The following is a 25,489-nucleotide window of genomic DNA, read 5'->3' on the forward strand; positions in this document are numbered from 1 at the left end:
GGGTGCCACGGCAACCAGCCTCCGCCACCAGCGCCGGCGCGGCATCCACCGCCGGGTAGCGCATGGGGCCGTAGCCGGGCGTAGACGGTGGCGCGGTCGAACCTATGTTTTGTCACTGTTACGTACGAATTCTTTTAGCCTGCTCCACCCAGCGTTCCCTCTTCGAAGCCGGCCTGATCGAATTTCAGTGCGCTACTGTTCTCGGATATGGTGCGAACTCGGAACTCCGAGAATCCGAGCGAGGTGGTTGCCTCGATTTCAACGCGAACTTTGAGGTCGACGCCCGGCGTGCCTGCGAGGTGCTGAATCACCTCGTCCATCAACCGCTTGAAGTCAAGCCCATAGTGCGCGGGGTCGAGCGTCTTGCTCCCGAAGAAATAGTCGACCTTCGGGTTCGGTGCGGATCCCGCGCCGGACCCCGGGTCACATCCGGGGGCGGAGTCCGTGCCGTGTCCCTCCCGCTCTTCGTCGCCGGTTCCGGCGCTGCGGTCGGCATTTGGGCTTCCCTCGCCGCCGAAATCGGTCCTTTCTGCCAGCTCGCGTCGCCGCTGTTCGACGGCAACGCTGGGCTTGACCAGGAGCATCGAGTCGGTGACCTGGCCGAACCTTCCGTCGGATGGCAGTCGGAGGCCTTCGTAGCGTTCGCCGTCGAATGCCAGTGCCACCGCGAAACCCTCGTTCTCCCAAAGCAGTGGCTGTTCTGCGATGCCCTGGATCAGCACCGACCGGTCTCGCAGGCGCGGCATGTAGGGATAGGTCGCGTACTGTTCCCAAAGGTCACCGACCCTGACATGCCCGGCTTCCCAGAGCCGCGGCAGCCGCATCAGCCAGTGCGAGATCGCTGCAGCGGCTTGCTGGGTGGCAAGGTCCCCGTCGGCGGCGAGGCGCTTCGACACGCGTTCAGCAAGCCACGGTGACTGCCCCTCCGCCTTGACGGGCTCGATTACCGACGCTGCAGCTGGGTCTGACGCTCTGGGCACAAGTGCCCAGTGGTAGGTCCCGAGAAGTCGACTGTGCACGGTGTCGTTCGCCGACGCTTTCCGCTCTGCCGCCTGGTTCTTCTGATTCTGGGTCAGGTCAAGTTCATCGGCGTCGTCCAGGACCCGGGACCACGCCAGATAGTCGCGGACAGCCGAATCGAGTTCTTCCATGCGGTTGACGTCAGGAGCGAGGAACACCAACATGTTGCGCCGTGTCCGGTGCTTGGCGCCGTAGTATTCCAGAGCCGCCTGCGCGAACGTCATCGCTTTCGACTCGGATTCTGCTTTTTTGTAGACGGCCTTTGGATGCAGGATGACCAGCCGTGCCTCATCGATGTTGGAGATGTCTCCGCTGTCGTCGGGGCAGATGTGGACGGCGGCGAAGTCGCCCGGGTGTTTTTCCTGGACGACGAGTCTGGCGCAGATTTCCGCCCAGACGTCTTCGTCGTGCAGGCGTTCCGCCTGGTCCCTGGCGCGCCGGGTGATATTGGCTTGCAGGTCGTACCAGTATTTCCCTGCGCCGGAGTAGAAGTAGGTGGCGCGGTCGGTGAGGGCGGCGAGGGCGGAGTGGAAGTTGCCTGGGATGTCACCGGGTATGGCGGTGCCGAGGAACACGCGCTGCCGTTCCAGGCCCTTGTGTGCTGAGCCGAGAGTCGGGGCGGCGCCGAAGAAGACGGTTCGGGCCAGCCGTTTGGTGACCCGGCGGCTCTGCAGCAACGGCTTCTCATGGTCGATCTTGGTGGGTTCTGCGTTCGGGCCGTCGACGTCGGCGTCGATGACCGCTTTCCAGGAGTCCTGCAGATACTGCGTCAGTTCCGAGTTCACCGACGACGCTGCGATCGGTATCGAGCCCGGCATGATCAGCGGGCCGCTGTCCTCGCCGACCCACAGGGCATGGATCACAGTGTTCATCAGACGCAGGACGCCGCGGGTCCGCTGGAACCGCTCGAGGCTGGACCAGTCCTCGTAGAGCCGGTCGAACAGTTCGGGATGGATCGGGAACGTCCGCTTGATCCGGTCCTCGTAGTCTGAGTCTCGGGCCTCTCGCGGGAACTCGTCGGCATATCTGCGGTAGAACTCGACGAACGCTCGGGCGGCCGCTCGGATCGATGCCAGCGCCGCCGCGTCCGGCGTGACGAATAGGCGCTGCCGGACGATGTGGTATGCCTCGTCCGATGAGGCGGGCCGCCACTGGTCAGCGACCCGGCGTACGACGTTCTGCAACCTCTGCAGTGCGTCCAGCCCTCGGCGGCCGCCGACCTCTTCGACATTGCCGGCGACCGGCTCGTCGGGGTCGTCGCCGGTCTCTGCCGCCGGGATAGAGATCGCCAGCAGCACGCCCTTGGTCGACTTCGCTGCCTCGGTCAGGGACTGGGCGAACGTGAACTGAGTGTCGAAGGTGCCGCCGGTGATGCCCGCTGCCGCGGCGTCGTCGGGATCGTCGGGCAGTTGCCGGGCGTACGCCACCCACTCGTCGATGAGGATCACGGCCGGGGCGTGGGCGGCGAGGAGGTCGTGCAGCGCTCGACCGGGGTTGGTGCCGGCCCGGTCGGCGTCGGCGACGAGCGCGTACGACGGTGCCCCGCCGAGCTGCCACGCGAGTTCGCCCCACAGCGTGCGAACGATCGTGCCGTCCGTCTTGACCTCGCCGGTCGGGGCGAAGTGGTTGCCGACGATCGCGACCCGTCTGGCGTTGGTGATCTGCTCATAGCCAAGCGGGCCGAGCAGGTCCTGCGTCTCCTGTGGCAGCGCTGTCAGTTCGGTGCCGCCCGCGAGATGCCACAGGGCCAGCATGGAGTGGGTCTTGCCGCCGCCGAAGTTGGTCTGCAGGTTGATTACTGGTGAGGCGTTGTCGTCGCCGCGGAGCCGTCGCACGGCACGCTGGACGAGGTCCCGCAACCCTTCCGTGAGATACGTACGGGCGAAGAACTGCACTGGGTCGGCGTAGTCGTTGGCAGCTGCGCCCTGCGCCACCTTGAACAGGTCAGCGGCGAACTCCGAAGCTTGGAAATTGCCCGTTGCGACGTCGTCGTGTGGCCGGAGCACTTCACGCCACGGTTTCAGCCCCGTCGACTCTGCCGTCTCGGCGGCGGTCTTGAGGGTCCTGCGGTCGTCCTTATCAGCGGTGACGCGGCGCAGGTTGAGCCTGATGCGCTCGATCCGCACCGCGGCGTCTCCAGCGCCGATCGCGTTCGCGAGACGCTCGGCCGTGTCCAGCGCGCGGTAGGCGTCATCATCGGTGAACGACTTCATGTGCGCCCACGCGTTACGGACGTCGAACAACTCGCCCGCATAGGCCTCGTGGAGCCGATTCAGCTGTCCCCGGAACGGGTACCAGCCCTTCTTGAACCGCCCGGTGTAGTTCTGGGACAGCAGCTTCAACTGCAGATACGGGTCGTCTGGATTGTGCTCACGGTCCATCGTGTTGTCGACTGCGGCGACGATCCGCACCCATCCGGCGCCATCCGGCAGCTCGGGTTCGACGGCCCGGGCGATGAACCGGTTCAGCGCTGGAGCGAGGACGTCGAACATCTCTCCGATGCGATCGCGGTTACTGGTCGCCATGAGCGTTGCTTTCTCCTTGATCTGCCCGGGTGTTCAACGAGAGTTCAATGATGCCGGTCTTGTCACCGATCGCGGCAGGAGTGTATCCGTACGTGACGACATCACAGCTCGGCGTCGGTGAAGTCAAGTTCACCCTGCACGTGTGGAGCTGGTGCCGTCCTCGCCGCGTCGACCACGTCGCCCCACGACTGCGCGACTGTGTTGAACGCGATGGCGTCTTTAGCCCAGCCGTTCCGTTCAGCGATGGAGAACAGCAGGAACGCCAGCTCCTTGATGAGGTCCGGGTCCACGGTGCCGTCGGCGCGGCGCTGCGCAGCAGACAGGAACGCGCCAGCCGCCGGGACGCCCTCCGACTCCAGGGTCCGAATCGTGTGGTGCAGGCTCTCCCACACCGATGGATGTTCGTCGCCGACCACGTCGTAGTCCTCGGGTGTGTCGGCTGGCTTGATGAGCGCGACCTTTCCGGCCCGGCTGATCAGGATGCCGGCACGGTCCATCCGCTCAACGGACGTGTTGCGGGCGCGTGCGAGATTGTCCGCGTCGCCGAATCCTCCCGTTGTGTAGCCATACTGCCGGTACCAGGCGATCGCGAACCGGGTCGTCGCGTCGAAGTCGCCCTCCTGCTCGTTCAGCACCTGGTCCAGGATTTCGTTGATTCGGGCCAACGCCGACCGTACCGCCATCGGCGAACCGTCCGGCTCGAGCACCTTCGCGTACCGGCTGAACACGGCCATGCCTGGCCCGATCGCCGCCTGTGGGAAGTCGACCGGGGCGATTGCGCCCTGCTGAAGCTTGCGTAGGGCGTCGGGCAGCTCCCGCTGCAGCGCGGCGGTGAAGCCGCGCCGATCCGTGGTGGGTGCGTTCGCAGGCCTGGGGCGCAGCGCCAGCACGATTGAGGATGCCAGGGCGTTCGTGCCGATACTGATCATCCTGCCGCCGCGCTCGCTTCTGCTCGGCCACGTCGCGGTGATCGTCCAGCCGCCGCTGACCATGCCGTCGAGCAGCGTCTCCCACCCCGAGGAGACGGTGCCCTCATCCGACACGTCGGACTGTTTGAATGCATACCACACGGTGATCGGGAAGTCCGCATGCGCGTTAACCCGCGCATTGGCGAAAACACTACGGAATCCGTCCTCGAAGAACTTCTTCGCGCCGTCCTTGCCGTCCTGCCGGTACGGGTTGGCCACCAGCTCCTTCGCCTTCGGCACCAGCATCGTGCTCAGCAGCCTCGGGTGGATCGCTCGCAGCGAGCGGCGCAGCCATACGTAGAAGTAGTCCGACAGGTCCGAATACCCGATGTTGTCGTAGTACGGGGGATCGGTTGAGATCACCGCGGGCTGTGAGACCGCCTCGACGGCGTCCGCCTGATGCACGACAGCCGGGATGGCGCCGTCCAGCCGTTCAATCACCCGCACGACGCCGCGGAGCATGAAGTTGAAGTTGCCCGAAGCGTCGGAGAAGGGGTTTGCCTCCGCGAAGTCCCACGTCATAGGCAGCGCCTGCCGAGCGAACGTGTTGCGAAGCCCCTCGTTCTTCGGGTCCGGCATCCACGTTGCGATCGTGGAACCGTAATCCGCCACCCTGCTGACGGCGCAGCCCAGATACGTCGCGACGGCGTCGGCATAAGCGGCAGCGTCGACACCGCCGGACTCCAGGCGATCGCCTTCCTGCATACCTCCCGCCATCGCGTCCTGAAGCACCAGCTGGCGGGCCTCAACGACAAGATCGCTGAACGTGGTAAGCGCGACGAGTTGCCGGTTGGTGAACAGATCAGAGAAGTGCGTCAACCCGTACGCAGGCGGGGAGAACCAGCGAGGATTGCTCGCGATCACGCCATCAGGAACATCGTCCGGTGGGTCGATCTGGGCGGCGGCCGCGTGCGTGACATCCGGAGCGTTGTAGATGCGTCGGCGGTGGCCTTCGGCGACCACGGCCATCAGGGTGGCACCGCCCCGGCCTTCCTTGAACTCCTTACGGATGTACGCCATCGGCGCCAAAGCGTCGCAGGACACGCAGACCGCTCCTGCCCGTCCGGACACGGTGCCGTCATTGCTCGCCGTCGGCGCCTGCCGCTTGTCATGAACCACGCCGAACCGAACGCGCAGACCAGAGGGATGCGCATCGTCCTTGACGACCGAAGGGACGATGTACGCCTCTTTGCCCTGCTTCTTACCCAGCCACCATGTACGGACCAGTGGCATGGTAATGCCACATGCCGGGTTGGTGCACGTGATGGTGCGCGCCCAGATCCACGCAATCGCCGTCGCCGTGACGCCCTCTGACGACACGACCTTCGGGTACAGGTGGCCGATCCGCTTCTCGGCCTCGTTCCGTATCCATGTTCCGTACGCCTGAACGTCCGCCGCCAAGCCCTGCGCTCGCATCCACGGTCGGAGCTGCGACTCCGCAAGGCCGGGGAACACGGGTTTCCGGTCACGGAATTTCGGAGGCAACTCGATGAGCGCCTTGTTGATCAGCACAGCGACAGGGTTGAGGTCGGAGGCGCGTGCCTTAAGGCCCAGCCGTTGCGCCTCGAGCGGGATGGTGGCGCCACCGGCGAACGGGTCGAGGATCGCCGGAGGTTCTCCGTCGCAGGATTGCATGATCTCGGCGTGCGCGTCGCGCAACAGATCTTCGTCCCGGATGTCTTCCCACACCACCAGACGCTCGATGATCCGGTGCAGCCGCTCGCGCTCCGCGCGCTGCTCCTGATCGGTCGGGAACCTGTCCGGATGTGCTGACGGGTCGTCGACAAGCTGGGCGAAGAGGACTGCGCGCGCTGCGGCCAGCGGCCGGCGTGCCCACCACAGATGCAGGGTGGACGGGTGGCCGTGACGGATCGACTTCTCCCTCGCCGACTCTCGGTTGATCGCTTCCAGCGGGAGCGCGACCTCGATCAGCTTGCGCTTCATCAACTTCCTCTTGCCTCTGGTTCAGAAGGGTGCGGTGCCGGCGGCCCACGTTCTCGCCCAGTTGGCGCGCACGCCGGTCGTGGCGAGGTCACCGAACTCAACGCCGGCGAACGGGTCGGCAACGTACCGTACCTCGTCATGTTCGGGGCCGGCCTTACTGACCGTGACGAGGGCGAGCCGGTAGTGCGGCACGGCGTTCTTACCGGTGATGACCTCGTTGTGAGTGGCGTAGAAGTCGTCGGATCCCTCGATGCGTGCCTTGACCTCGATACGGATAGACGGGCCACCGTCGGCGGGAATGGACAGCACGTCGTAGCCGGGATTGTTGAAGGCCTGCTCTTGGGCGTCCCGGCCGAGCGCATGTTCGGTCGCCAGCACGAGGTCAATGCCTCGCCGTTCGACCTCTTTCGTCTCCTTGGCGTGCATCGGTGCGTCCGGCGCGAGCTTGTCACCGACCGCGGTCAGTGGAAGCACCAGCGCGGCCGTCATGATCCTTGGCGGTTTCGTGGCGAGCTGCGCCTGCTGGGCGAGGACCGCGAGCCGGCTCGTGCGCCGGGCCATGAGATCCTCGGCCTTGCGGGTAAGACTGTCCGAGCTCTCCCTCGGCTTCGTCCCTGCGCGTTCCTTTTCCTGTGCCGCCATCGCCTCACCGATGAGCCGGTTCGATTCGGTCGCCAGGCGCTGGTCGACACGGTTACGAATCCGTTCGACCTCCGCAATCCTGCGGGGTCCGACCTCGGCGAGGTACTCCTGCAACTGATGACCGATGATCCAGGTGCGCGCCCGCGCCTCGGCGTCATTGAGCCACGCTAGCCTGGTTGCGGCAGCCGCAGCGGTCGCGCGTGGTGCGGCGACGCAATCGAGGTACGGGGCGGGACCGGCAGGTCTGACCTGGCCGGCCGGATCGACGTAGGCGTACCCGAACCGCCGCGCGACTGAGGCGCCCGTACCGTCGACGACGTCTTCGACCACGCCGACGAGCAGGGTGGGCGCTTCGACGTTCGGCGACACGAGCACGGTTCCACGCTCGAGGACAGGTCGTAACTGGCTGATGGTCAGCTCGGCGACAGCGTCGTGCAACGGGTGCCCGGGGGCGAGCAGGTCCGCTCGTGGCCTGCCGTCGAGTTCGACGTGCCGAAGATCGAAGCAGACCCGTTCATAACGAGTCGCGATCGGTCCGAACTTCGTGACAGCGCGGATCGCGGCGGGGACGTGCGTGATCTCCTGGCGTCCGCGTTCGCGGCGCGCAAGGCGGCCGCCTAGCCGCTGGAAGGCGTGGCGGAACGCCCATTCGATGTAGTGCGGCTGCAGCCGGCGGGCCCGGGCTTCCTCCATGAGCCGCTGGATGCGGGCTAGGTCGGCCTGCGACATGGTGTCGTGGGCCAGTGCCCGCTCCTCGAGCAGTTCCTTGAGCCCGTGGGCGACGGACTCGTCGATGACCTTCTGCATCCTGGCCCGGGTTTCGGGCAGGTCGCCATAGCGGATGGCTTCGATCAGCAGGTCGCGCAGCGGTGTCTCGTCGAAGGCGGCACCAAGGACGTCGAAGACCTTGCCGCCGTACGCCTTGCGCTGCTCTTCGACCTTGAACAACAGCTGCGTGAACACCTCGCCTTCCCTGGTGTTCGCCGCCACCAGGTTCCACAGCCGACACACTTCCGTCTGCCCGATGCGGTGAATCCGCCCGAACCGCTGCTCGATGCGGTTCGGGTTCCACGGCAGGTCGTAGTTGACCATCAGATGGGCGACCTGGAGGTTGAGGCCTTCACCGGCAGCGTCGGTGGCCAGCAGGATCTGGCATACCGGGTTCTTCGTGAACTCCTCAGTGACGGCTCGCCGGTCGTTGCGGCGGACCCCGCCGTGGATCGTCTGCACCGTCTGCTGTCTGCCGAATAGCGACCGGATCTTGCGGGCCAGGTAGTTGAGGGTGTCGCGGTGCTCGGTGAAGATGATCAGCTTGCGTGGGTTCTCGGCCGCGGAGCCGATGAGGTCGTTGTCTTCCAGGATTTGTCGCAGCTCGACCCACTTGCGGTCGGTGTCGAGGTTGCGGACCCGCCGGGCGACCTCGATGAGCCGGTCGAGGTCGGCCAGCTCTGCGGTGAGTTCCTCGACCGTCCGGGCCGCCGTTGCCGCGTCGAGCAACTCCTCTTCGATCCGCTCGACCTCCTCCGCGCTGTGCTCGTCGTCGTCCCACGCGTCCGGGTCGATCGGGGCCGGTTCATCGGTGACGCCACGGCCCAGGACCAGGTCGTCGCGTCGGCCGCGGAGGCGTTCGGCGCGGCGGACGAGTGACTGGTAGATCGCCTCAGGGCTGGAGGCCAGACGTCGCTGTAGCACTGTCAAGGCGAACCCGACCGTGTTGCGGCGTTTGTCATCAAGCCGCTCAGCCCGGTTCATGCCATCCCGGACGTATGCGGTCACCCGCTCGTAGAGGCGCTGTTCCTCAGCGGTCAGGTCGTAGGGCACGGTTTGTGCGATGCGCTCCGGAAACAGCGGCTTGCCGTCGAAGGTGAGCAGATCCTCCTTCACCATGCGGCGCATCAGCCCGGTTGTGTCCGGTCGTTGCCCTCCTGCCCGCAGTCGGCCTTCAAAGCCATCCCGGTCGAGCAACGTCAGGAACAGCTGGAAGTCTTCCTCCTTGCCTGCGTGCGGGGTCGCGGTCATGAGCAGGAAATGCCGCGTGCGATCCCGTAATGTCTCACCGAGCTGGAAGCGACGCGTCTTGGTGACCTTGTTACCGAAGTAGCGCGCTCCCATCCGGTGCGCCTCGTCCACGACCACCAGGTCGAACTCGGCATCGCCGAGCTGCGCCAGCAGGTCCGCGTTGCGCGCCATCTGGTCCATCCGGGCGATCAGCAGCGGATGCCGCTCAAAGACGGTTGCTCCAAGTGCTGCCTCCACCATCGACGTGGCGAGGATCTCGAAGCGCAGCCCGAACTTGAAGAACAACTCGTCCTGCCACTGCTCGACCAGGCCCCCGGGGGCAACGATCAGGCATCGCCTGACGTCGTCGCGAAGCAGGAGCTCCTTGATGTAGAGGCCCGCCATGATGGTTTTCCCCGCGCCCGGGTCGTCGGCGAGCAGGAACCGCAGTGGTGTCCGATCGAGCATCTCACCGTAGACGGCCCTGATCTGATGCGGCAGCGGGCGGACGTCACTGGTGGCCGCGGCGAGCATCGGGTCGAACAAGCCGGCCAGCGAGATCCGTTGCGCCTCGGCAACCAGCCGGAACTGTGCAGCGTCGCCGTCGAACGGCCGGCTGCCCGCGTCGGACAGGTCCAGACGGTCTTCGTCGGCCCGGAACAAGACCTGCTGACGCAGCTTGCCCCCGAGCGTCTTGTACGTGAGCTCCAAGGCGTCGGAGCCGTGCCATTGCACGGCGACCACGGAGACCGTCTCGCCCGGCACCACGCCGGCGACCCGGACGCCGGACGCAAGATCTTCAAGCCGCATCGACTACCTCCACCTCGATAGCCTGCAGAAGCTTACCGGGACCCACCGACATTTCCGGGTGGACCGGCCCGGACATGCCCCTGTGCGGACCCTTTGGTCCCGAACGGTTGCAGGCAGCGGCATGTAGTTCTGCCGCATGTCGGCGGTCGAGTGGGTTCGAGTCTCGGCCGTCTCGCCGGCCGCGCTGCCTTCTGCGCCTTGTACCGGCCCCGCCCTGGTCCGGCAAGGGCGCGCCGCCCCGCCGCCCTGCCGGTGCCGCCTCTGCAGACCGTTGCCGTGGCAAGGACAGCTCATGCCGGCTGCGTTCCCTTGCCCGGCTGCGGGCGTGGGTCGGTTGGCGGCGCGGTCAGCGCGGCCGACGGTGACACGCCCCCCGGCTACTTCACCACCCTCGGTACGCCTGCAGGCGCAGGCCAGTATCGCAGCCCTGCGTGCGCTGACGCGATGCCATCCATAGTGAGGAGAACATCCAGCATGCTCAGCAGCGATCTTCATCCCATCCAGATGGTCGGAGGTAGAGCGGTCACTGTCAGATCACGGATGGTGATTCCCCGCCCGTCGGGTCCACAGGGCGACATGGTCGGCCGCGTAGGCCACCCGACAGCGAAAGGCCGGATCGGGCGGGTGCGGATCGGGCGGGTGAAGGTGTGAACGGCGACCGTCAACAACAGTCCACCGTCCGGCTGCCGATTCTGCTCACCCGTCCGTCCCGGCGATTGGCGCCGTGGCACGCCGAACTCGATGTCGGCCCCGCCGACGTCCACGGCGCATGGCGGGTGCAGGGCGAGAACGCGGCTGAGGCCAGGCGCGCGCTCGCCCAGTTGCTGACAGCGGCTCTTGCCCGGATGGGCCAGGGCCCGGTCGTGGTAATCGGTGGTAGCGACTACTACGCGAACTGCGTTCACCTGATCCTTCCAGAGTCGCACGGCTGGGTGGTCCGCGTCGTACGCGACGGGCGGTACGCAACCAGTTGGTCGAGCAGCCACGAGCGGGACAGGGTCATGCGCCAAGTCCTTGATCACGTCGGCGGCCAGCCCGTCGTTGTCGTGTTCTAGCTGCGTCCGGCGCCAGTGAATCTCGCAGCATCGGCAGGCAGCGTCACGATCGCGGTCTTCCGGGTCGTGTACCTTGCTGATGGTCGGTCACCAGCGCTGATCGATGCGGTGGTCGAAGTCATGTGTCTCGCGGCAAACACCTGCAGCGCTCACCAGGTCGTTCCCGGTGAGCGCTGCAACACCGTGCTCACCCAGCATGGGGGCCGTACTCGCATAAGCCCGACTGGGCGCCGGGCCATGAAGGCGGCGGCCGAGGGGTGAGACACGGAGCCGACGTCGGTCTGCTGGTTCTGTGGGGCGGCCGTGCGGGGTTGTCCGTTGCCGTTGCGTTGAGCATGGTGACGCGGTAACCGATACCGAAGATGCCAAAAGTCAGCCGGTGAGCATTGGGCGTGCGCGGTCCTTGACCGGCTGGGTTGGGCGGCGGCGTTGACCAGGGACGGTCTGAAACGCACCAATGTGCTGGCAGTGCAGATGCAGCCGCCTCGCTGGATGGTCGAGTTGCAGGTCAAGATTGCGACCCGCCGGAGCGCGGTAACGAACTAGCTGGTCAACACGATGGCGCAGCAGATTGCGGTGCCAGAGCGGGAGTGGTTTTCGTTCGTGGAGCTTCCGGCAACTGAGCCGTGGGCGGCGCCGCGTACCCTTATCGTTGCTCGCGAACATGTCGCTGCGGTCGTGTGGATCGTGCATCAGGACTGGCTGACCGATCCGAGCATTCCGGTCGGGCAGCGCAACACGCCTGTCGAGCAGCCCTGGGTTAACGTGCGTGTCTGGAAGCCATACGCGGAGCGTTGGGACCTGTTGACGGAACCGGCCTCGATGGCGCCGGTCCTGTCTGACGAGCAGATCTGGGGGTGGCGATGGACGACCGGGTGGGGTGGATTGCCCGGATCATCCTTGGCGCCAGACATTGCCCACCTGGCGAAGTGATCGATTCGGGTCGTCGCCCCGAGTGGTCGCACAGCACCAGCATCATGTCGCGCGAGTTCGCATCGACGGCTCGGCGTGCTGCGGGCCGACGAGCGTTACGCGCGCGACGGGCTGGGGGACGGGGGCAGATGCAAAGTCAGGTCCGGGCCGGCCGCGCTGCCTGGCGGTGCCGCCGTCGGGCCGCTGGACGATGAGCGAGCGCTGTTCACAGTGGGATCGGGCCGCCGTTGACGTCGAGGCGGCCGAGGATCTGCTCGTACCAGGACGCGGTTCTGGCCCGGCGCTCGGTGGCGTTCAGGGAGCGGTAGGCGCTCCAGGCGGCGAAGTCGGCGATTTGGACCCATTGGCTGGCACTGGCGTGGCGGAAGAACGGGTCCTCAATGAGGCGGCGCCCCTGGCGGGGGAGGCTGCGGTGTCCTTGGGTGTAGCCGGTGTTGGTGCCGTCGCCGTCCATCACGACGGTGCCGTAGGCGTCCTCGTCGTCCAGGGCGGTGTTGAGCGTGGCGGTCAACCGCTGGTACAGGCTCTGCTTGTCGGCTTCGAAGGCACGGCCGCGGGCGGTGGTGCGCCGGTAGGCGGTGCCGATCGTGATCCCGGGCAGCGTGGCGATCGCGTCGAGGCCGGCGCGGATGATGGCCAGGCCGGTTCTGCCGGGGCGCCAGGCGTGCTCGTGGGCGGTGCGGCCACGACCGCCGGCGAGTTCGGTGGCGTGTAGCCGGACCGAGGCCGGGATGCCGTGGCGCTGGCGAAGTGTTGCGCGGAAGCCCAGCCACCGACTGGTCGCCGCAGCCCAGTGGGCGGGGTTGACCCGGATCCAGGTGAACGTGGTGTAGCCGGCGTTTTCGCTGCCGGAGTCGTCGACGTAGAACACGGCGAAGTTACATGTGGTGACCATGACCGGGGGGTGTGCTCCAACTGGTCGTACGTTCTGGACAAATGGGATGTGATGTGGTGCAGGTCACCGTTGGCTGCTGCGGGTCTCCAGCCACGCGTCAATCTCGCGCTGCCGGTACCGGCGGTATTTACCGACCTTGTACGACTTGGGGCCTTCGCCCTTGTAGTTCATGTAGTGCAGGGTCTGTTCGGTGATGCCGAGGTAGGCCGCAGCCTGTTCGTGCGACCACAACCCCTTCACCTCGTCCGCCAAGTCGCCTACTTTCTGATTCAGCAAGTGATTCGCACTTGCTTACGTCTGTGGAAAGCGAGCGTGGCTGGAGGGCTTGATCTTTGTCAAGGGCGCGAGTAAAACTTACGAACATGACAAGTGGGCAGGTGGAGGGTGCGCCGCGGACGCTGGGCGAGGTGGTCCGGGAGCGGCTGAAGGAGCTGCGCAAGCGCCGCAAGCTCAACCCGACCCGGACCGCTGAGCTGTACGACGACCCAGCGATGTCGGCGACGGTGCTGATGAATATCGAGGCCGGGCGCCGGCAGACCGCGACCACCGTCGACGAGCTCATCCGGCTCGCCTACGTCCTCGACGTGCCGCCGGAGGCGCTGCTGGTCGCCGCGTCCGGCCCGGTCCAGGTGGCGCCCGGTGTCGTGGTCGACCCGGCGCGGTTCCTGCGCTGGATGCGCGGCCAGGAGGCTCTCGAGGGCACTGACGGGCACCACTACGCCGCCGTCGCCGCCGAGATCCCGGGAGGTGGCGAACGGCCGCTGTCGCAGCAGCTGCGAGCGGAGTTCCTGGCGAAAGCCACGGCGGCGTTCGACGGGTTCTTCGCCGACAGCGAAGAGATCCATCGCAAGACCCGCAAGCAGGTCCACGACGTCCTCGGTGAAGTCCGTGACGCCATCACCTCGGGCGCGTCGACGCAGGACCTGCTCGCCACGATCGACGGCTTCCTCAGCCGCCTGGAATAGCCACGAACCGCAGCGCGGCCAGCCGTCCGCGCTGACCCCTTGCTAGACCGATCAACACCCAGCTCGTGACGCCGGACCGGCACGCGAGCCGATACCTCGTATCCATCCACCGGGGCGCCGAGTGGCGTCCGCGGCCGATACCCCATACCCGTAACCCGCTGCCGTGTCCGGCAGCCGGGGCGATCACCCCTGTCCGCGACCCGGCCGCCGCCCCGGCGTGCCGGGGCGATGACACGCGCCTCGGCCCGGTGCCCGGCGGTACAGCAAGGAGCAACGCATGGCACGTGCATGGGTCAAACCCAGCAGCGACGGTCCCGGCTTCACCTGTTTCTGGCGTGACCCCAGCAAGCGGCAGCGGCAGCGGACCTTCCGCCTCAAACGTGACGCCGACGTGTTCCGCGCCAAGATCGAACGAGACCTGCTCACCGGTGTCTACATCGAGGCCGAACGCGGCGCCGAGACGGTCGCGGCGTTGTTCGAACGGTGGGCGACCAGCCGCGGCCTGGAGAACTCCAGCGTTCGGACGTACCGCAGCATGCTCAACCAGGCAATCCTGCCGTTCTTCCAGGACCGCACGATCGGATCGCTCAAACTCGCCCAGATCCAGGAATGGATCCTGTGGATGCAGGACACCAAGCACTACAAACCGCAGACCATCCAGACCCGGTTCGGGTTCCTGTCCTCGGCGTTGCAGTGGGCGGTCGCCAACCAGGAACTCGGCCGCAACCCCGCCAAGGGCGCCAAACTGCCCGGCCGGCGCGCCAACGTCCGCCGCCGGGTCAAGGAGAAGGTCGTCGTGCCCTCCCTGGCCGAGGTCGAGGCGCTCATCGACGCGTTCGACCCCCGCTACGTCGCGATGATCTGGCTGATGGCCGGCTGCGGCCTGCGCATCGGCGAAGCGATGGGCCTGTGCCTGGACCAGATCGACTTCCGCAAGAAGCTGCTGCACGTCGACCGGCAGATCACCGAGGACGGTGAAACCGACAGCGGCAAGAACGCCCGCGTCCAGCTCAAGCGCTACACCAAACACCGCGACCCGGAGTCCCCGGGCCGAACTGCGCCGCTCCCGAAGATCGTCGCCGACGTGCTCCGCTGGCACCTCAAGACCCACGGCACGTGCGGGCCGGACCAACTGCTGTTCCCCAACCACACCCGCACCGGGCTGCTGTACCAGTACTACTTCCGCAACCGGGTGTGGCTGCCCGCCCTGCAGCAGGCCAACCTCGTCCTCGTCCTGGCCAAGACGCACGCCCTGCGGCACTTCTTCGCCTCATCCATGCTCAGCAACGGTGTGCCGATCACCGACGTGTGTGAATGGCTCGGCCACGGCAACGTCGAGGTCACCTATGAGTACTACCGCCACCTCATGCCCGACGCCCCGGACCGCGGCCGGACCGCCATCGACATCGCCATGAGCCCGCTCAAAACCCGAACGAAACGTACGGCCACCGGCGGCGACGCCGAGCCCGCCGCGCCCACTGAGCCCGCCGCCGCTGCGGCAGCCGATGTTCCGGCAGCTGACGAGTCGGTGTGGCCGGAAGCCGCCTGAAACATGGCCGGACCTGCCGATCCACAGGCGTGGGGCAGGTCCGCACCCCGACCGTAGCACGCAGCGCCGCCGCCACCGTCACCGTCTCGGAACCTCCTGAACACCATCACCCCGGAAAGGACCTCGATCATGCCCGGTCCCACCTGCCGCATCCGCCCCGACGGCCGCAGCACGGTCACCTGGACCGATTCGCGGCAACGCCGCCACCGCCAGACGTTCCGCACCCGCCAGCACGCCGAGGCGTTCATCACCGGCCTGCGTACCGCCCAGCGCCGTCGCGCCACGCAGTACCGGGCACCCACCTCCGTGCCCGTGCCGTCTGCCGGAAATGCCGGACGGCCCGCGCACCACCGCTCAATCGCCCCGCTCCGCGAACTCGGCCGCGCGTTGGACGCCGACGCCGGCCCCACCACGCTCGCGGTGCTCTTCCGCAACGTCGCACATCCGGACGACGACGCATGAACCCACCCGCGTTGCCCGGCCACCGCCGTCCAGACGACCACCGACGCCCGCCATTCAGCGGGCGTTTTTGCATGTCAGGAGAACGAATGTCCCACCATCCCCACCGCGGCGCTGCCGCCGCGGCATCACACCGCACGAGTGGGGCCGCGTGAGCCCCACCACCAGCCACGCCGATGCGGCGACCCACCTGGCACACGACCCACGGGCGGCGCGCATGCTCGCCGCTGCCGAACAGAACCGCGCCGCGACCCTGGCCCAGATCGAGGCCGCCGACGCCGCTGCCGCCCGCGAGCTGCACCTGGCCGAGCAGCGGCAGCGCCTCGCCGCCCAGGCCCGGACCGACCGGCTTCGCACCGCCGACGAAGCCCGTGCCCGCCGCGACGCTCGCCGCGACACGCGCCGGCAACGCCGTGCCGCCGTCCTGCAGCGCGTCAGCACCACGGCTCGCTACGCCCGCACACACGGCGACGCCGTGTACGCCGCAGGCATCTACGCCCTCGCCGTCGGCGGCGCGGTGTACGGGCAGGTCACCGCAGCGACGAGCCGGGGCTGGCCGCTGCCGGTCGGGATCGTCATCGCCGCGGCGATCGAAGGGCTGGCCCTCGTCATGGCGCTGACCGCGCAGCGGCTACGCCTGCACGGCGAGGCGGCCCGCACCCCACGAGCCCTCACCTGGGCCTGCGCCGGGCTCGCCGCCGGCATCAACTACGCCGGGCATGCGCACACCACCCGCACCGGCGCCGCGCTCCTCGCCGTGCTGTCCGCCGCCGGGATCGTCGTGTGGGAGATCCGGTCCGGCGCGAAGCACCGCGCCGAGCTCCGCGCCCGGCAACTGCTGCCCGACCCTCCCGCCACCTTCGGTTGGCGGCGCTGGCTGCGCTACCCGCGCTCGACCGCCGCAGCCTGGTCCCTCGACATCCGCGACCGGGTCAGTCCCCGCAGCCGCCACCTGTTGGACCTCGCTGAAACCGAACGGACCGAACGGGGCCTCGCCGGCGACCGGGCCGCGGTCCAGGCCGAGGTCCGCCGACTGGCTCGCCGCGCCGTCCGGGCCGCGGTCCGACGCGGTGACACCGGCGCGGCTCTGACCTCACTGACCTGGTTAGCCCAACACGGCAGCCCCCGACCCGTCCGCCCGCTGCCGGCGGACCGGGACCCCGCCGACCGTGGGAACGGACCGGCGACTGGCGCTCCATCGCCCGCCGCTGCCGTCGCGGCTGCCGGCCGTGACCTCACCGCGCCTCGGTCAGCCGCCTGCGTGACCAGCGGGATGTCCGGATCGGACCCGGACCGGACACCGCAGCCGCCGCATCAGCCGGACCAGAGCGCGGACGAGGTCGACCACGCACCACTGGACCTCCCCGGCGGCCAGCCGGACCAGTACGGTCCTCCCGCCGGGCCAAAGGCCGCGACCTCGGACCGCCCATCCGACGGCATGCGGACCGTGCCCCCGGTGGACCGGCCGCACGGGCGTCGGCGCCGTGCCGCGGACCTGGACGTGTCGGACCTGCTGCCAGTCGGGCGGCAGATCCGCGACGAACTCGCCGAGCATGGCATCGCCGTGTCCAGAGCTGCCCTCAGCAGTCGCTTACGCGACGCCGGCGTGCCGATCGCCACGAACCGGGCCGGGGCCCTGCTCGCCATCCTGAACGCCGAGCCGCCGGGAGGTCCGGCGACCTGACCGTTCCCACCACCGTCGCGGCCGGACCGGGGAGCCGGCACGGTCCTGCCCGGTCTTGCCGTCGTCAAGCCGCCCGGCGGGCGCCCCGCGCCCGGCTCGGCGGACCCGTCCGGCGTGCAGCGCAGCGCCGGAAACGCTGCGCTCCGTGCGCCGATCCTCGGCGCGGGGGCTGCCGACCTGGCTTGACCCCGGTCGGCGCCCGCCCAGGCACCACGTGACCGTCCCCGGCCCGGACCGCCCCAGCGCGGTGCGAGCCCGTCGTATCAACCCTGCGGAGGTTCCTGATGCCCGACTCTGCCGTCGAAGATGAGGTCCGTTCGGTGCGGGCGTTGCTGTCGCGGTACGTGGGCGGCGAACTCCCAATTGAGCTGCGCGGTGCCGCACTCGCCAACGGCATACCCGACGACAGCTGGGTCTTCCCCCGCCGGGAGGATGACACCCCGGCCGCCGAAGACGGGCACGGCCCGGTGCCAGAAGATGCGGTCGCCGCCGGGCGGCAGATCCGTGATGCCGCGCACCGCTCAGGGCTGAGCATGCTGGTCCCCGGAGATGCCGGATGGCCGGCAGGGACGGGCGCGGTCGACGTGCCGTGCCTGTGGGTACGCGGCGACCGGGATGTCGCGTCGCTGCTGCGGCGGGCGACGACCGTGACCGGCGCGCGGGCCTGCACCGCGTACGGCGCCCACCTCGCCGCCGAAATCGCCGCCGCCCTAGAGCGTGTATCGAAGTCGTCAGCGGCGGTAGAAGTCACGCACGTCATTGATCGATAAAGGGCGAGGTCTCCGGTCAGCGGTCCGGCAGCAGCCAGGTCTTGCAGTCCAGACGCTGGGCTAGGTCGTCGAGCAGGCGGCGCAGGGCCTGCTCGCCGGCCTGCCGGTGTCCACGCCCGACCGTGAACGGCACGAGCCTGCCGGCTAGGCCGGCGGCGCAGTTGAAGGTCTGCTGGCGCACAAGGGTGTGGCCGGAGCTGTCCTCCTCCACGCTGAACCGGCCGCACCACCACCACTCGCCGCGGGCCTGCACCCAGCCGGCGTCCTGGTCGACTTCGATCGTCATCGGGATGCCGGTGAGGATCGCGCGGAACACCTCGGGTCCGCCGGTGATCAGCACCCGGCGATCACCCTGCCCGCCGATGACCAGCGGCACCTCAGCGCCGCTGAACTCGCCGGTCGGGACCGCAAGGACGAGCTCGCGCACCCGGCCGGCCGATGCGGCGACCATGCCGCTGTGCTGTGACAACACCGGGCCGGGATCCTGGGACGTCATGGCCCCATTCTGGACCCTCCCGGCAAGTGGCAGTCGTCGGCGAGGTCGTTCGGCATGAGTGCTGGACAGCGAATAGCCCCGGGCCGCGAGGCTCGGCGGCCGGGGCGGGCGGGCGTACCGCAAACCTGGCGGTCCGCATGGGAAGCAGACCCGGGAGCTAGGTCGTGTGTCGAAGTCATAGCCACTCGTTGATCGCGGCGATGTGGAGGGTGGCTTCGTATCGCACGGCGAGCTTGTCGTACCTGGTGGCGACGCCGCGGTTGCGTTTGAGGCGGTTGATGCCGCATTCCACGGCGTGGCGTTGTTTGTAGGTCTCGGGGTCGAAGGTCGGTGGTCGGCCGCCCTTCGACCCGAGCTTGCGCCGGTTGGCGTCCTGGTCGGTCTTGGACGGGATGCATGCCTTGATCCCGCGGCGGCGCAGGTAGCGGCGATTCCCCCGGGACGTGTACGCCTTGTCGGCCAGGACCCGGTCCGGGCGGGTCCGCGGGCGCCCGCCGTGCAACCTGGGTACCCGGATGCCGTCCAGGACCACCGTGAACTGCGGGCTGTCGCCGCGCTGCCCGGCGGTCAACACCAGCGACAGCGGTTTCTGCCCCTGTTCACACCCGAGGTGAACCTTCGTGGTCAGCCCACCACGAGACCGGCCCAGCGCATGGTCGGCTGGCTCGTCGCGGACACCGCCGGGCGGTTCGGCCTGCAGATCCCCCTTTTCCTGGCTCCGGCGGCGTGCTGATGCGCCCGAGCGGTCGTGGAGTCCACCGACACGTCCCAGGTGATCTGCCCGGCCTCATCAGCGAGGGCCTGCAACGCAGTCAGCAGCCGCGCCCAGACCCCAGCCCGCTGCCACCGCCGGAACAGCCCGGCCACCGCCGGCCACGAGCCGTAACAGGGCGGCACGTCCCGCCACGGCGCGCCGACCCGGACTCTCCACCGGATCCCATCGATCAACTGCCGCTTACTGAACAACGACGGCCGACCCGACCGCTTCGGCTTGGGCAGCAACGGCTCCAGCGCCGCCCATTGCGCGTCGGTCAGGTCATGCCGTCGTGTCACCGCTAAGGTGTCCACGAGGTCTCCGGTGCAGGTTCTTCTTGGTCGATGAACCAACTACCGGAGACCTCGTCCATTGTCGATCTCCGACACGCGGCCGATCACGTCCGGCCAGCTCAGACCCACGCCCGACTTCGACACACGACCTAGCCGAAGCCGGGCGAGTGGTCGTGACCAGCACATCGCCGTTCGGGATCGACGACCACGCCGCACGGGCAGCCTTCGCGGCAGGCGGGCGGCTGCTGGCGGTCGCCGGGCGCGGACTCGACGAGTCGACCGAACGGACTGACCCGGCCGTGCACCCGCTCCTGGACGCGCCCGCCGGCCGCGGCGCGATCGTGTCGCCGTTCCCGTCCGGCGCGCAGCCGACCCTGCCGCGGACCGCGGTGGCGCGGCGGCTGCTCGGCACGCTCACCCCGGCGGTGGTGATCGTGGAAGCGGCCCGGCACGGCGGCACCCTTACGGTCGCGCGGGCCGCGGCGGAGACCGGCCGGACCGTCGGCGCGGTGCCCGGTCCGGTCACCTCGGCGCTGTCGGCCGGCTGCCACGACCTCATCGCCACCCAAGGCGCCCGGCTCGTCGCGTCAGCCGACGACATCCTGACCCTTGCGCCTGACCTGCCGTCCGACGTGCCGCACGGCACGGCGCGCGTCGCCGGGCTGTACCAGATCACCGCGACCGCGTCGTGGGACGACGGCCACTGGCGGACCCGCCGGGTGCCCGTCTTCTACGTCACCGCCGACAGCCACCACGCTGCCGCGGACACCGCCTACGAGGTGGTGTTCGCGGCTCGGCCGTATCCCAGCGGCGACACCCTCACCGCCGGCCTGCTCGACCCGACCGGCGCGTACGAAGCCCTCGAAGTCTCGTCCACCACCTGACCCGAACATCGCCAGCCCCGCTCTCGCGGGTCCGTGCTCGTCTCCTTCGCCCCCCGCCATCTGGTGGGGCCTTCTTCCGTTTCTGGAGCTGTCCATGTGCATTGCCATCACCATCGCCATCACCATCGCCCTGGTCGTTGCGGTCGATGTCGCGCAGGTCGTCGTGCTCGCCGCGCTGGCGGCGCGGTTGGACCGCACGACCCCCGCAGACCCCGCCGCCCCCGTGTCCCCGACACGGCAACGGCGGAGGTCGCTGCGGTGGATCGGGAGACGTTCGGACAGCTCTGCGAGCTTGTGGCGCAGGACCCCGACGTGCCTGAGACGCTGCTGCTGTCCGACGACCTTGACCAGCTCGCCAGCATTCTTGCGGTCCTTGACCCGGGCGCCCGGGACTTCGGCACCGACGCTGCCGTCCTGGTGCCGGCCTGCGTCGCGCTCCGGCTGCGTGCGCCTGTCCTGGCAGTCACGGTCGAGCCGACATCCGTGGGCGAGTCCCGCGACGGCGGGGTTCTGCTGCTGGTGCACCAGGGGCCGGTGACGCTCGCGTCCGCCCGGATCGCGTCCGACCGGTTCACCGGCGCAGGCGCGCGCGCCGCCGGGCAGGTCCTCGACGTCGTCGCCGATCTGGTGAACACCATGTCCGCTACGATGACGGCCGCGACGACCGGCACGGGTTCGCGGTGGCCGCGGCGACAGAGTAACCGCACACTTCGCGGTATCGCCAGCGGTGGTGGCGGCACCGGCACAGCCAGGTGCGCCGCAACCGGAGCAGTCGAGGCGCGCCAGCACGTGCTCGCCCGACTCGGCCAGACAGCGGCGTCCGTGCTCGAACACCGCAACGCGGCGCCCCTCCCGGCCGCCCTGCGGCGCTCTGGCATGCCCGACAGCACCGTCAGCATCCTGCACACCGCGTCCAGCGCCACGACCGGCGGTGGCCGGTGAACGCCATCCTCGACATCGTCACCGACCCGCGCCACGACGGATGGCGGGCCGTCCTGGTCACCGACATCGACGCCGGACAGCCGTGGGGCGACGCATTCGCCCCGACGCTGCTGATCGACCGCGACGGCCGCGCCCACCTCGCCGCCGAGGTCTACCAACCGGCCCACGGCCACCGCATCGAGACCGCCTACGAGCACTTCGCCGACGTCGACCGGTTCGCGCGGTACCTGCGCATCCACCACGGCACCAGCACCGTCGCGGTGATCACCGGCCCGGACTGCACCGTGCTCGTCTTCGATACCGCCGCGTACCGCACGCACATCGGCGTCACCGGAGGCTGTGACCTGACCGCCGAGCAGACCGAGTGGCGGGCCTGGCTCGACGGCGACGTCTACGGCGTCCTCGTCCAGCAGCGCGTTCCGGCCCTTCACTGCCTGGTGTGCGGGCACAGCGAACCGGAACGGTGGTGCGACCTTGACGCGTACTGGGGCTTCTACGGCACCGGGTACGGTGCCGGGCGGGCGCTTGAGCTGCTCCGCGACGCCGCGGCAGCGGCCAGCACGAACGCGGACGCGGCCACATGACTGGGCCGGTGGTGGCGAGTGTCGGCGCCGGCGTGGACTCGACCGCGCTGGTGGTGCGGTGGCTGACCGATGCGTCCAGCCGCACGTTCCCGCTGTCCGCGCTAACTGTCGCGATCGCCAAGGTCGGTGACGAGTACCCGGACACCTACAGCGACACTGAGCAGGTGCTGCTGCCCCTGCTGAAGGCGAACCGGGTCCGCACCGTGCAACTCGCACGGCCGGCGCTGCGCACCGGGGGTGGCCGCCGCTATCTCGTGCTCGACGACACCGCATCCCCGACCCGGCTGGTGCGGTCCGGGCCGGTCCGGCTCTCCGACGAACTCGCCGCGACGGGGACCGTCACGCAGGTGTCGAACCGGCGGTGCATAGTTGACTGCACCAAGCGTACGCAAGCGGATACACGAACTGATCAGAATTGGCTCACGGCGGCCGGCTCCGCAAAGCAGTAGGCGGCGGTGAATGTGGAGCCGATCGCGGCGGCGGTGAAGCTGCCCGGGTACCCAGTGCGGGGCGCGATGTCGCGCCCCGCGGTGCCCATGGCGAGGATGAGGATGGTGCGTCGCGGCAGCGGAGGCCGGTCGGGCCCGGTGCCGCGCCGTGCTCCGAATGGCTACGCCGTGCCGGGATATCTTGGAACGCCCGCAATCACGGGCCCCTGACCCACCTATTCTCCCTGACGGCAGCCCCTTGGAGGCCGCATGCTGTTCACCCAGATCGTCCGCGGACAGGTCCATCCGCCGCGATCTCCCCGGCAGGCGTTCCTGGTGCGAGACGGGTGGAACGACTACGGGTACGTCACGATGTTCCAACTGCAGATTGTCGATGACGCCGGTACCTGGCACGCTATCGGCAACCTCAAGGTCGGCGGGTTCGGCGTGCCGGAGGGCTGGACCGCCTGGTCTGACCTGCCGTCTCAGTTCGAGATCCTCGACGGCAGTTACTTCACCCTCGGTGTGGACGACACCTACTACGAGAATCTGAACGACCTCGGACCGGCCATCCGGGTCGAGGTACTCACGGCTTTGCGTGACCTGGCCTATTACCCGGCGCTGTTGCGGCGTGCCGAAACTCTCGATGTGACCACCACGTCTCTGCTGCGCGGTGTTCCGGTGAGCGTTGTGCAGAATCAGTTCAGCCGTATCGCGCGCGGCGGAGCCCGGGTGACGCCCTACGAGTTCGAGTATCAGCCCGCCGAGCGATCATTCAATGTGAGCCCGACATGGGAGCGGAGCCTCGAGTTCACCGTGCTTCCTGGCCAGCAGCCACCGACGAACACTCACGTACTCATCGGCCGCAATGCCGCCGGCAAGTCGTATCTGCTGCGAAATGTGGTCCGCGCGGTCGCTGACCGCCGCGCAGATCCGACCGAGGTCGGACGGATCATCGAGCGTGGCACCACATCCGGAGCCACCTTCCGCGGCGTAGTCGCCGTCTCTTTCAGCGCCTTCGACGAGTTCGTATCCATTCCAACGGAGCACCAGGCCGTGCCCTATGTTCATATCGGGGCGCACTGGCCTGAAGGAGACTATCGTTCGGCTCGTCTCGACCGACACCAGCTGGCCGACATGTTCTCCCTCAGCCTGGAAGCATGCCTGACAGGCCCGGCTGCCGAACGGTGGAGAACAGCCGTGGCCACGCTGCGATACTCGGGCTCCGGGTTCCTAGAGGATGACTCCTGGACGGCCGAGTTTGGCGGCGCATCAGCCGAACAGCGCCGCACGATGGCCACGGGCCTTTTCGCGTCCTTGAGCTCGGGCCACGCAATCGTCCTGCTCACAATCACCAGCCTTGTCGAGCGGGTTCACGAACGCACCCTCGTAGTCCTGGACGAGCCGGAAGCGCATCTACACCCGCCGCTGCTTGCCGCTTTCGTGCGGGCGCTGTCCGACCTGCTGCTAGACCGCAACGGTGTCGCGATCGTCGCTACCCACTCGCCGGTCGTGTTGCAGGAGGTGCCCTCGTCCTGCGTGTGGCTGATCCGTCGCCATGGCACGGTCGTTGTTGCGCAACGGCCCTCGTTGCAGACCTTCGGGGAGAACGTCGGCATTCTGACCCATGAGGTCTTTTCCCTGGAAGTAACCGACTCCGGCTACCACCGGATGATCCGCGCCGCCGTGCGCGACGGCATGTCGTACGAGGCAGTGCTGGGCGAATTTGGCGGCCAGCTCGGCACGGAAGCGAAGGCCATCGCACGGACACTGATCGCGGTGCGGGACAGCGGCGGAGAGCCCTGATGTGGCCTGTCCCGCGCCCTCTGTATGCCGGCTGGGAGGTCTTGACCTTCTACGTGGACGTTATCTGCAGTTCCCGCTCGAAAGACCGACTCGACCGGCTCTCTCGGCTCAACATGGTTGTTCTTGAGGTCGCCGAGCGTTATGAGCGAGCAGCTCTCTTCGGCGAGTTGCACCTGCTGAAGGATCTCAAGGACAAACCGGATGACGAAGCCGTCCGGTCAGCACTGCTATGGGCATACAACGGGGGCTTGGTCCAGAACGAGGTCGGTAGGCGACGCTACAACGAGCTTCTCAGCCGGGCCCCGGATGGCCGTTGCCCGTTCTGCGGACACCGGGACGTGGACACCCTCGACCACCAGCTACCGAAGGCGTCCTATCCGCTGCTGGCCGTCGTTCCCGACAACCTTGTCCCCGCCTGCTCGGTCTGCAACCACCGCAAGAACGACATGGTCGCGACCAGCACCAGCACACAGACCCTGCATCCGTACTTCGAACATGCGGATCGCGGCCGGTGGTTGTTCGCGCGGGTCGTGTCGCTCGATCCCGTTGCCTTCGCCTTCTTCGCCGAACCGGACCCGACATTCAGCGCGACAATGCAAGCGCGGATCCGGCATCAGTTCACACAGTTCCATCTCGCTACGCTGTACGGCACCCAGGCGTCACGGCAGGTCAACGGTGAGCGAGAGTGGCTGATCAAGCTGCGCCAGCATGGTGGCCCAGATGCACTCCGGGAACATCTCCGCGACGCCGCGTCCAGCTGGGCCGCAACGTCAGTCAACTGCTGGCAGCGCGCCATGTACGAAGCGTTGGCTGATAATCCTGGCTACCTCGCCGACAGCGCGATCCGCACCGCCGGTGAGGTCACCTAATCCGGCTCATTGGCGGATCGAAGGCATCTACTAACTTACGGGCGAGCGCGCCGGGGCCGGAGACGACGTTGAACAGCAGGTTGGTTGGCGTGACGGCCGGGCTGGGCACGTGCAAGACGCTGAGCTGCACTGGGAACAGGAACAGGAACAGGAACACGGCACCGGACACGCCGACGATCGAGATCAGCAGACCAGCGAGGAAACCCGTGAGCCCAA

General features: G+C 68.1%; 20 protein-coding genes and 1 pseudogene. 13 read left to right on the forward strand and 8 right to left on the reverse strand.

The features are described 5' to 3' along the window. Nucleotides 1-134: 134 nt before the first annotated feature. The 3 genes from ACFY3L_RS26955 to ACFY3L_RS26965 all read right to left on the reverse strand — a co-directional run bounded on the left by ACFY3L_RS26955 (nt 135) and on the right by ACFY3L_RS26965 (nt 9,907). On the reverse strand, nt 135-3,545 hold the full coding sequence (locus ACFY3L_RS26955) for a Swt1 family HEPN domain-containing protein (protein ID WP_389329541.1): 3,411 nt from the start codon (nt 3,543-3,545) through the stop codon (nt 135-137). 101 nt (nt 3,546-3,646) lie between these two features. Continuing rightward, nucleotides 3,647-6,457, reverse strand: a complete 2,811-nt coding sequence (locus ACFY3L_RS26960; protein WP_389329544.1) for a DUF1156 domain-containing protein — start codon at nt 6,455-6,457, stop codon at nt 3,647-3,649. Between the two features lie 21 nt (nt 6,458-6,478). Further along, complete coding sequence (locus tag ACFY3L_RS26965) at nt 6,479-9,907, reverse strand: helicase-related protein (RefSeq protein ID WP_389329546.1); 3,429 nt, start codon at nt 9,905-9,907, stop codon at nt 6,479-6,481. A 647-nt stretch (nt 9,908-10,554) separates the two neighbouring features. Between ACFY3L_RS26965 and ACFY3L_RS26970 the strand changes: the two genes are divergently transcribed. Continuing rightward, complete coding sequence (locus ACFY3L_RS26970) at nt 10,555-10,962, forward strand: hypothetical protein (protein ID WP_389329549.1); 408 nt, start codon at nt 10,555-10,557, stop codon at nt 10,960-10,962. Between the two features lie 558 nt (nt 10,963-11,520). Next, nucleotides 11,521-11,895, forward strand: coding sequence for a hypothetical protein (locus tag ACFY3L_RS26975; RefSeq protein WP_389329552.1), 375 nt, complete (start codon nt 11,521-11,523; stop codon nt 11,893-11,895). Between the two features lie 205 nt (nt 11,896-12,100). Here the strand turns inward: ACFY3L_RS26975 and ACFY3L_RS26980 are convergent, their stop codons facing one another. Beyond that, nucleotides 12,101-12,790, reverse strand: coding sequence for a DUF3800 domain-containing protein (locus ACFY3L_RS26980; RefSeq protein WP_389329555.1), 690 nt, complete (start codon nt 12,788-12,790; stop codon nt 12,101-12,103). Nucleotides 12,791-12,853: 63 nt separating this feature from the next. Next, nucleotides 12,854-13,042 carry a helix-turn-helix transcriptional regulator gene (locus ACFY3L_RS26985; protein WP_389329558.1) on the reverse strand — a complete coding sequence of 63 codons (189 nt, stop codon included), beginning with the start codon at nt 13,040-13,042 and terminating at the stop codon, nt 12,854-12,856. A 110-nt stretch (nt 13,043-13,152) separates the two neighbouring features. On the opposite strand from ACFY3L_RS26985, the gene ACFY3L_RS26990 reads away from it, so the two are divergent. From ACFY3L_RS26990 to ACFY3L_RS27010, 5 genes are all read left to right on the forward strand, one after another. Continuing rightward, nucleotides 13,153-13,755: a helix-turn-helix domain-containing protein gene (locus tag ACFY3L_RS26990; protein ID WP_389329561.1), complete on the forward strand. Its 603-nt coding sequence runs from the start codon at nt 13,153-13,155 to the stop codon at nt 13,753-13,755. A 277-nt stretch (nt 13,756-14,032) separates the two neighbouring features. Further along, on the forward strand, nt 14,033-15,304 hold the full coding sequence (locus tag ACFY3L_RS26995) for a tyrosine-type recombinase/integrase (protein WP_389329564.1): 1,272 nt from the start codon (nt 14,033-14,035) through the stop codon (nt 15,302-15,304). Nucleotides 15,305-15,433: 129 nt separating this feature from the next. Beyond that, nucleotides 15,434-15,766 (forward strand): hypothetical protein, encoded by a 333-nt coding sequence (locus tag ACFY3L_RS27000; RefSeq protein WP_389329567.1) that lies wholly within the window; start codon nt 15,434-15,436, stop codon nt 15,764-15,766. A 148-nt stretch (nt 15,767-15,914) separates the two neighbouring features. Continuing rightward, nucleotides 15,915-17,447 (forward strand): DUF2637 domain-containing protein, encoded by a 1,533-nt coding sequence (locus ACFY3L_RS27005; RefSeq protein ID WP_389329570.1) that lies wholly within the window; start codon nt 15,915-15,917, stop codon nt 17,445-17,447. 284 nt (nt 17,448-17,731) lie between these two features. After that, nucleotides 17,732-18,217 carry a hypothetical protein gene (locus ACFY3L_RS27010; RefSeq protein WP_389329573.1) on the forward strand — a complete coding sequence of 162 codons (486 nt, stop codon included), beginning with the start codon at nt 17,732-17,734 and terminating at the stop codon, nt 18,215-18,217. Between the two features lie 16 nt (nt 18,218-18,233). Here the strand turns inward: ACFY3L_RS27010 and ACFY3L_RS27015 are convergent, their stop codons facing one another. Beyond that, a complete protein-coding gene (locus ACFY3L_RS27015) occupies nt 18,234-18,713 on the reverse strand; it encodes a hypothetical protein (RefSeq protein ID WP_389329576.1) in 480 nt (159 codons plus the stop codon). Between the two features lie 175 nt (nt 18,714-18,888). After that, nucleotides 18,889-19,766: pseudogene (locus ACFY3L_RS27020) on the reverse strand (IS5 family transposase). Here ACFY3L_RS27020 and ACFY3L_RS27025 point away from each other — a divergent pair. The 6 genes from ACFY3L_RS27025 to ACFY3L_RS27050 all read left to right on the forward strand — a co-directional run bounded on the left by ACFY3L_RS27025 (nt 19,760) and on the right by ACFY3L_RS27050 (nt 25,273). Continuing rightward, nucleotides 19,760-20,644, forward strand: coding sequence for a DNA-processing protein DprA (locus tag ACFY3L_RS27025; protein ID WP_389329579.1), 885 nt, complete (start codon nt 19,760-19,762; stop codon nt 20,642-20,644). The pseudogene ACFY3L_RS27020 and the gene ACFY3L_RS27025 overlap by 7 nt on opposite strands. A 258-nt stretch (nt 20,645-20,902) precedes the next feature. Continuing rightward, complete coding sequence (locus ACFY3L_RS27030; RefSeq protein ID WP_389329582.1) at nt 20,903-21,586, forward strand: hypothetical protein; 684 nt, start codon at nt 20,903-20,905, stop codon at nt 21,584-21,586. After that, nucleotides 21,583-22,170 carry a hypothetical protein gene (locus ACFY3L_RS27035; protein ID WP_389329584.1) on the forward strand — a complete coding sequence of 196 codons (588 nt, stop codon included), beginning with the start codon at nt 21,583-21,585 and terminating at the stop codon, nt 22,168-22,170. Before ACFY3L_RS27030 ends, ACFY3L_RS27035 begins: the two co-directional genes overlap by 4 nt. Before the next feature lie 32 nt (nt 22,171-22,202). After that, nucleotides 22,203-22,619, forward strand: coding sequence for a hypothetical protein (locus ACFY3L_RS27040; protein ID WP_389329587.1), 417 nt, complete (start codon nt 22,203-22,205; stop codon nt 22,617-22,619). Between the two features lie 249 nt (nt 22,620-22,868). Further along, nucleotides 22,869-24,404 carry an AAA family ATPase gene (locus ACFY3L_RS27045; protein WP_389329590.1) on the forward strand — a complete coding sequence of 512 codons (1,536 nt, stop codon included), beginning with the start codon at nt 22,869-22,871 and terminating at the stop codon, nt 24,402-24,404. A gap of 41 nt (nt 24,405-24,445) precedes the next feature. Further along, nucleotides 24,446-25,273, forward strand: coding sequence for an HNH endonuclease (locus tag ACFY3L_RS27050; RefSeq protein WP_389329592.1), 828 nt, complete (start codon nt 24,446-24,448; stop codon nt 25,271-25,273). Here the strand turns inward: ACFY3L_RS27050 and ACFY3L_RS27055 are convergent. Beyond that, entirely contained in the window at nt 25,266-25,442 is a 177-nt protein-coding gene (locus ACFY3L_RS27055) for a hypothetical protein (RefSeq protein ID WP_389329595.1), read from the reverse strand. The genes ACFY3L_RS27050 and ACFY3L_RS27055 overlap by 8 nt on opposite strands. Nucleotides 25,443-25,489 lie beyond the last annotated feature (47 nt).

The sequence above is a fragment of the Dactylosporangium sp. NPDC000521 genome, assembly GCF_042898305.1.
GTDB lineage: Bacteria > Actinomycetota > Actinomycetes > Mycobacteriales > Micromonosporaceae > Dactylosporangium.

Bases quoted from the DNA above. Each gene is read 5' to 3' on its own strand.
- ACFY3L_RS27015 (WP_389329576.1), bottom strand. From the start codon at position 18,713: ATGACGTCCCAGGATCCCGGCCCGGTGTTGTCACAGCACAGCGGCATG.
- ACFY3L_RS26990 (WP_389329561.1), top strand. From the start codon at position 13,153: ATGACAAGTGGGCAGGTGGAGGGTGCGCCGCGGACGCTGGGCGAGGTG.
- ACFY3L_RS26955 (WP_389329541.1), bottom strand. From the start codon at position 3,545: ATGGCGACCAGTAACCGCGATCGCATCGGAGAGATGTTCGACGTCCTC.
- ACFY3L_RS26995 (WP_389329564.1), top strand. From the start codon at position 14,033: ATGGCACGTGCATGGGTCAAACCCAGCAGCGACGGTCCCGGCTTCACC.
- ACFY3L_RS27010 (WP_389329573.1), top strand. From the start codon at position 17,732: ATGCCCGACTCTGCCGTCGAAGATGAGGTCCGTTCGGTGCGGGCGTTG.
- ACFY3L_RS26980 (WP_389329555.1), bottom strand. From the start codon at position 12,790: ATGGTCACCACATGTAACTTCGCCGTGTTCTACGTCGACGACTCCGGC.
- ACFY3L_RS26960 (WP_389329544.1), bottom strand. From the start codon at position 6,457: ATGAAGCGCAAGCTGATCGAGGTCGCGCTCCCGCTGGAAGCGATCAAC.
- ACFY3L_RS27000 (WP_389329567.1), top strand. From the start codon at position 15,434: ATGCCCGGTCCCACCTGCCGCATCCGCCCCGACGGCCGCAGCACGGTC.
- ACFY3L_RS27045 (WP_389329590.1), top strand. From the start codon at position 22,869: ATGCTGTTCACCCAGATCGTCCGCGGACAGGTCCATCCGCCGCGATCT.
- ACFY3L_RS26965 (WP_389329546.1), bottom strand. From the start codon at position 9,907: ATGCGGCTTGAAGATCTTGCGTCCGGCGTCCGGGTCGCCGGCGTGGTG.
- ACFY3L_RS26975 (WP_389329552.1), top strand. From the start codon at position 11,521: ATGGCGCAGCAGATTGCGGTGCCAGAGCGGGAGTGGTTTTCGTTCGTG.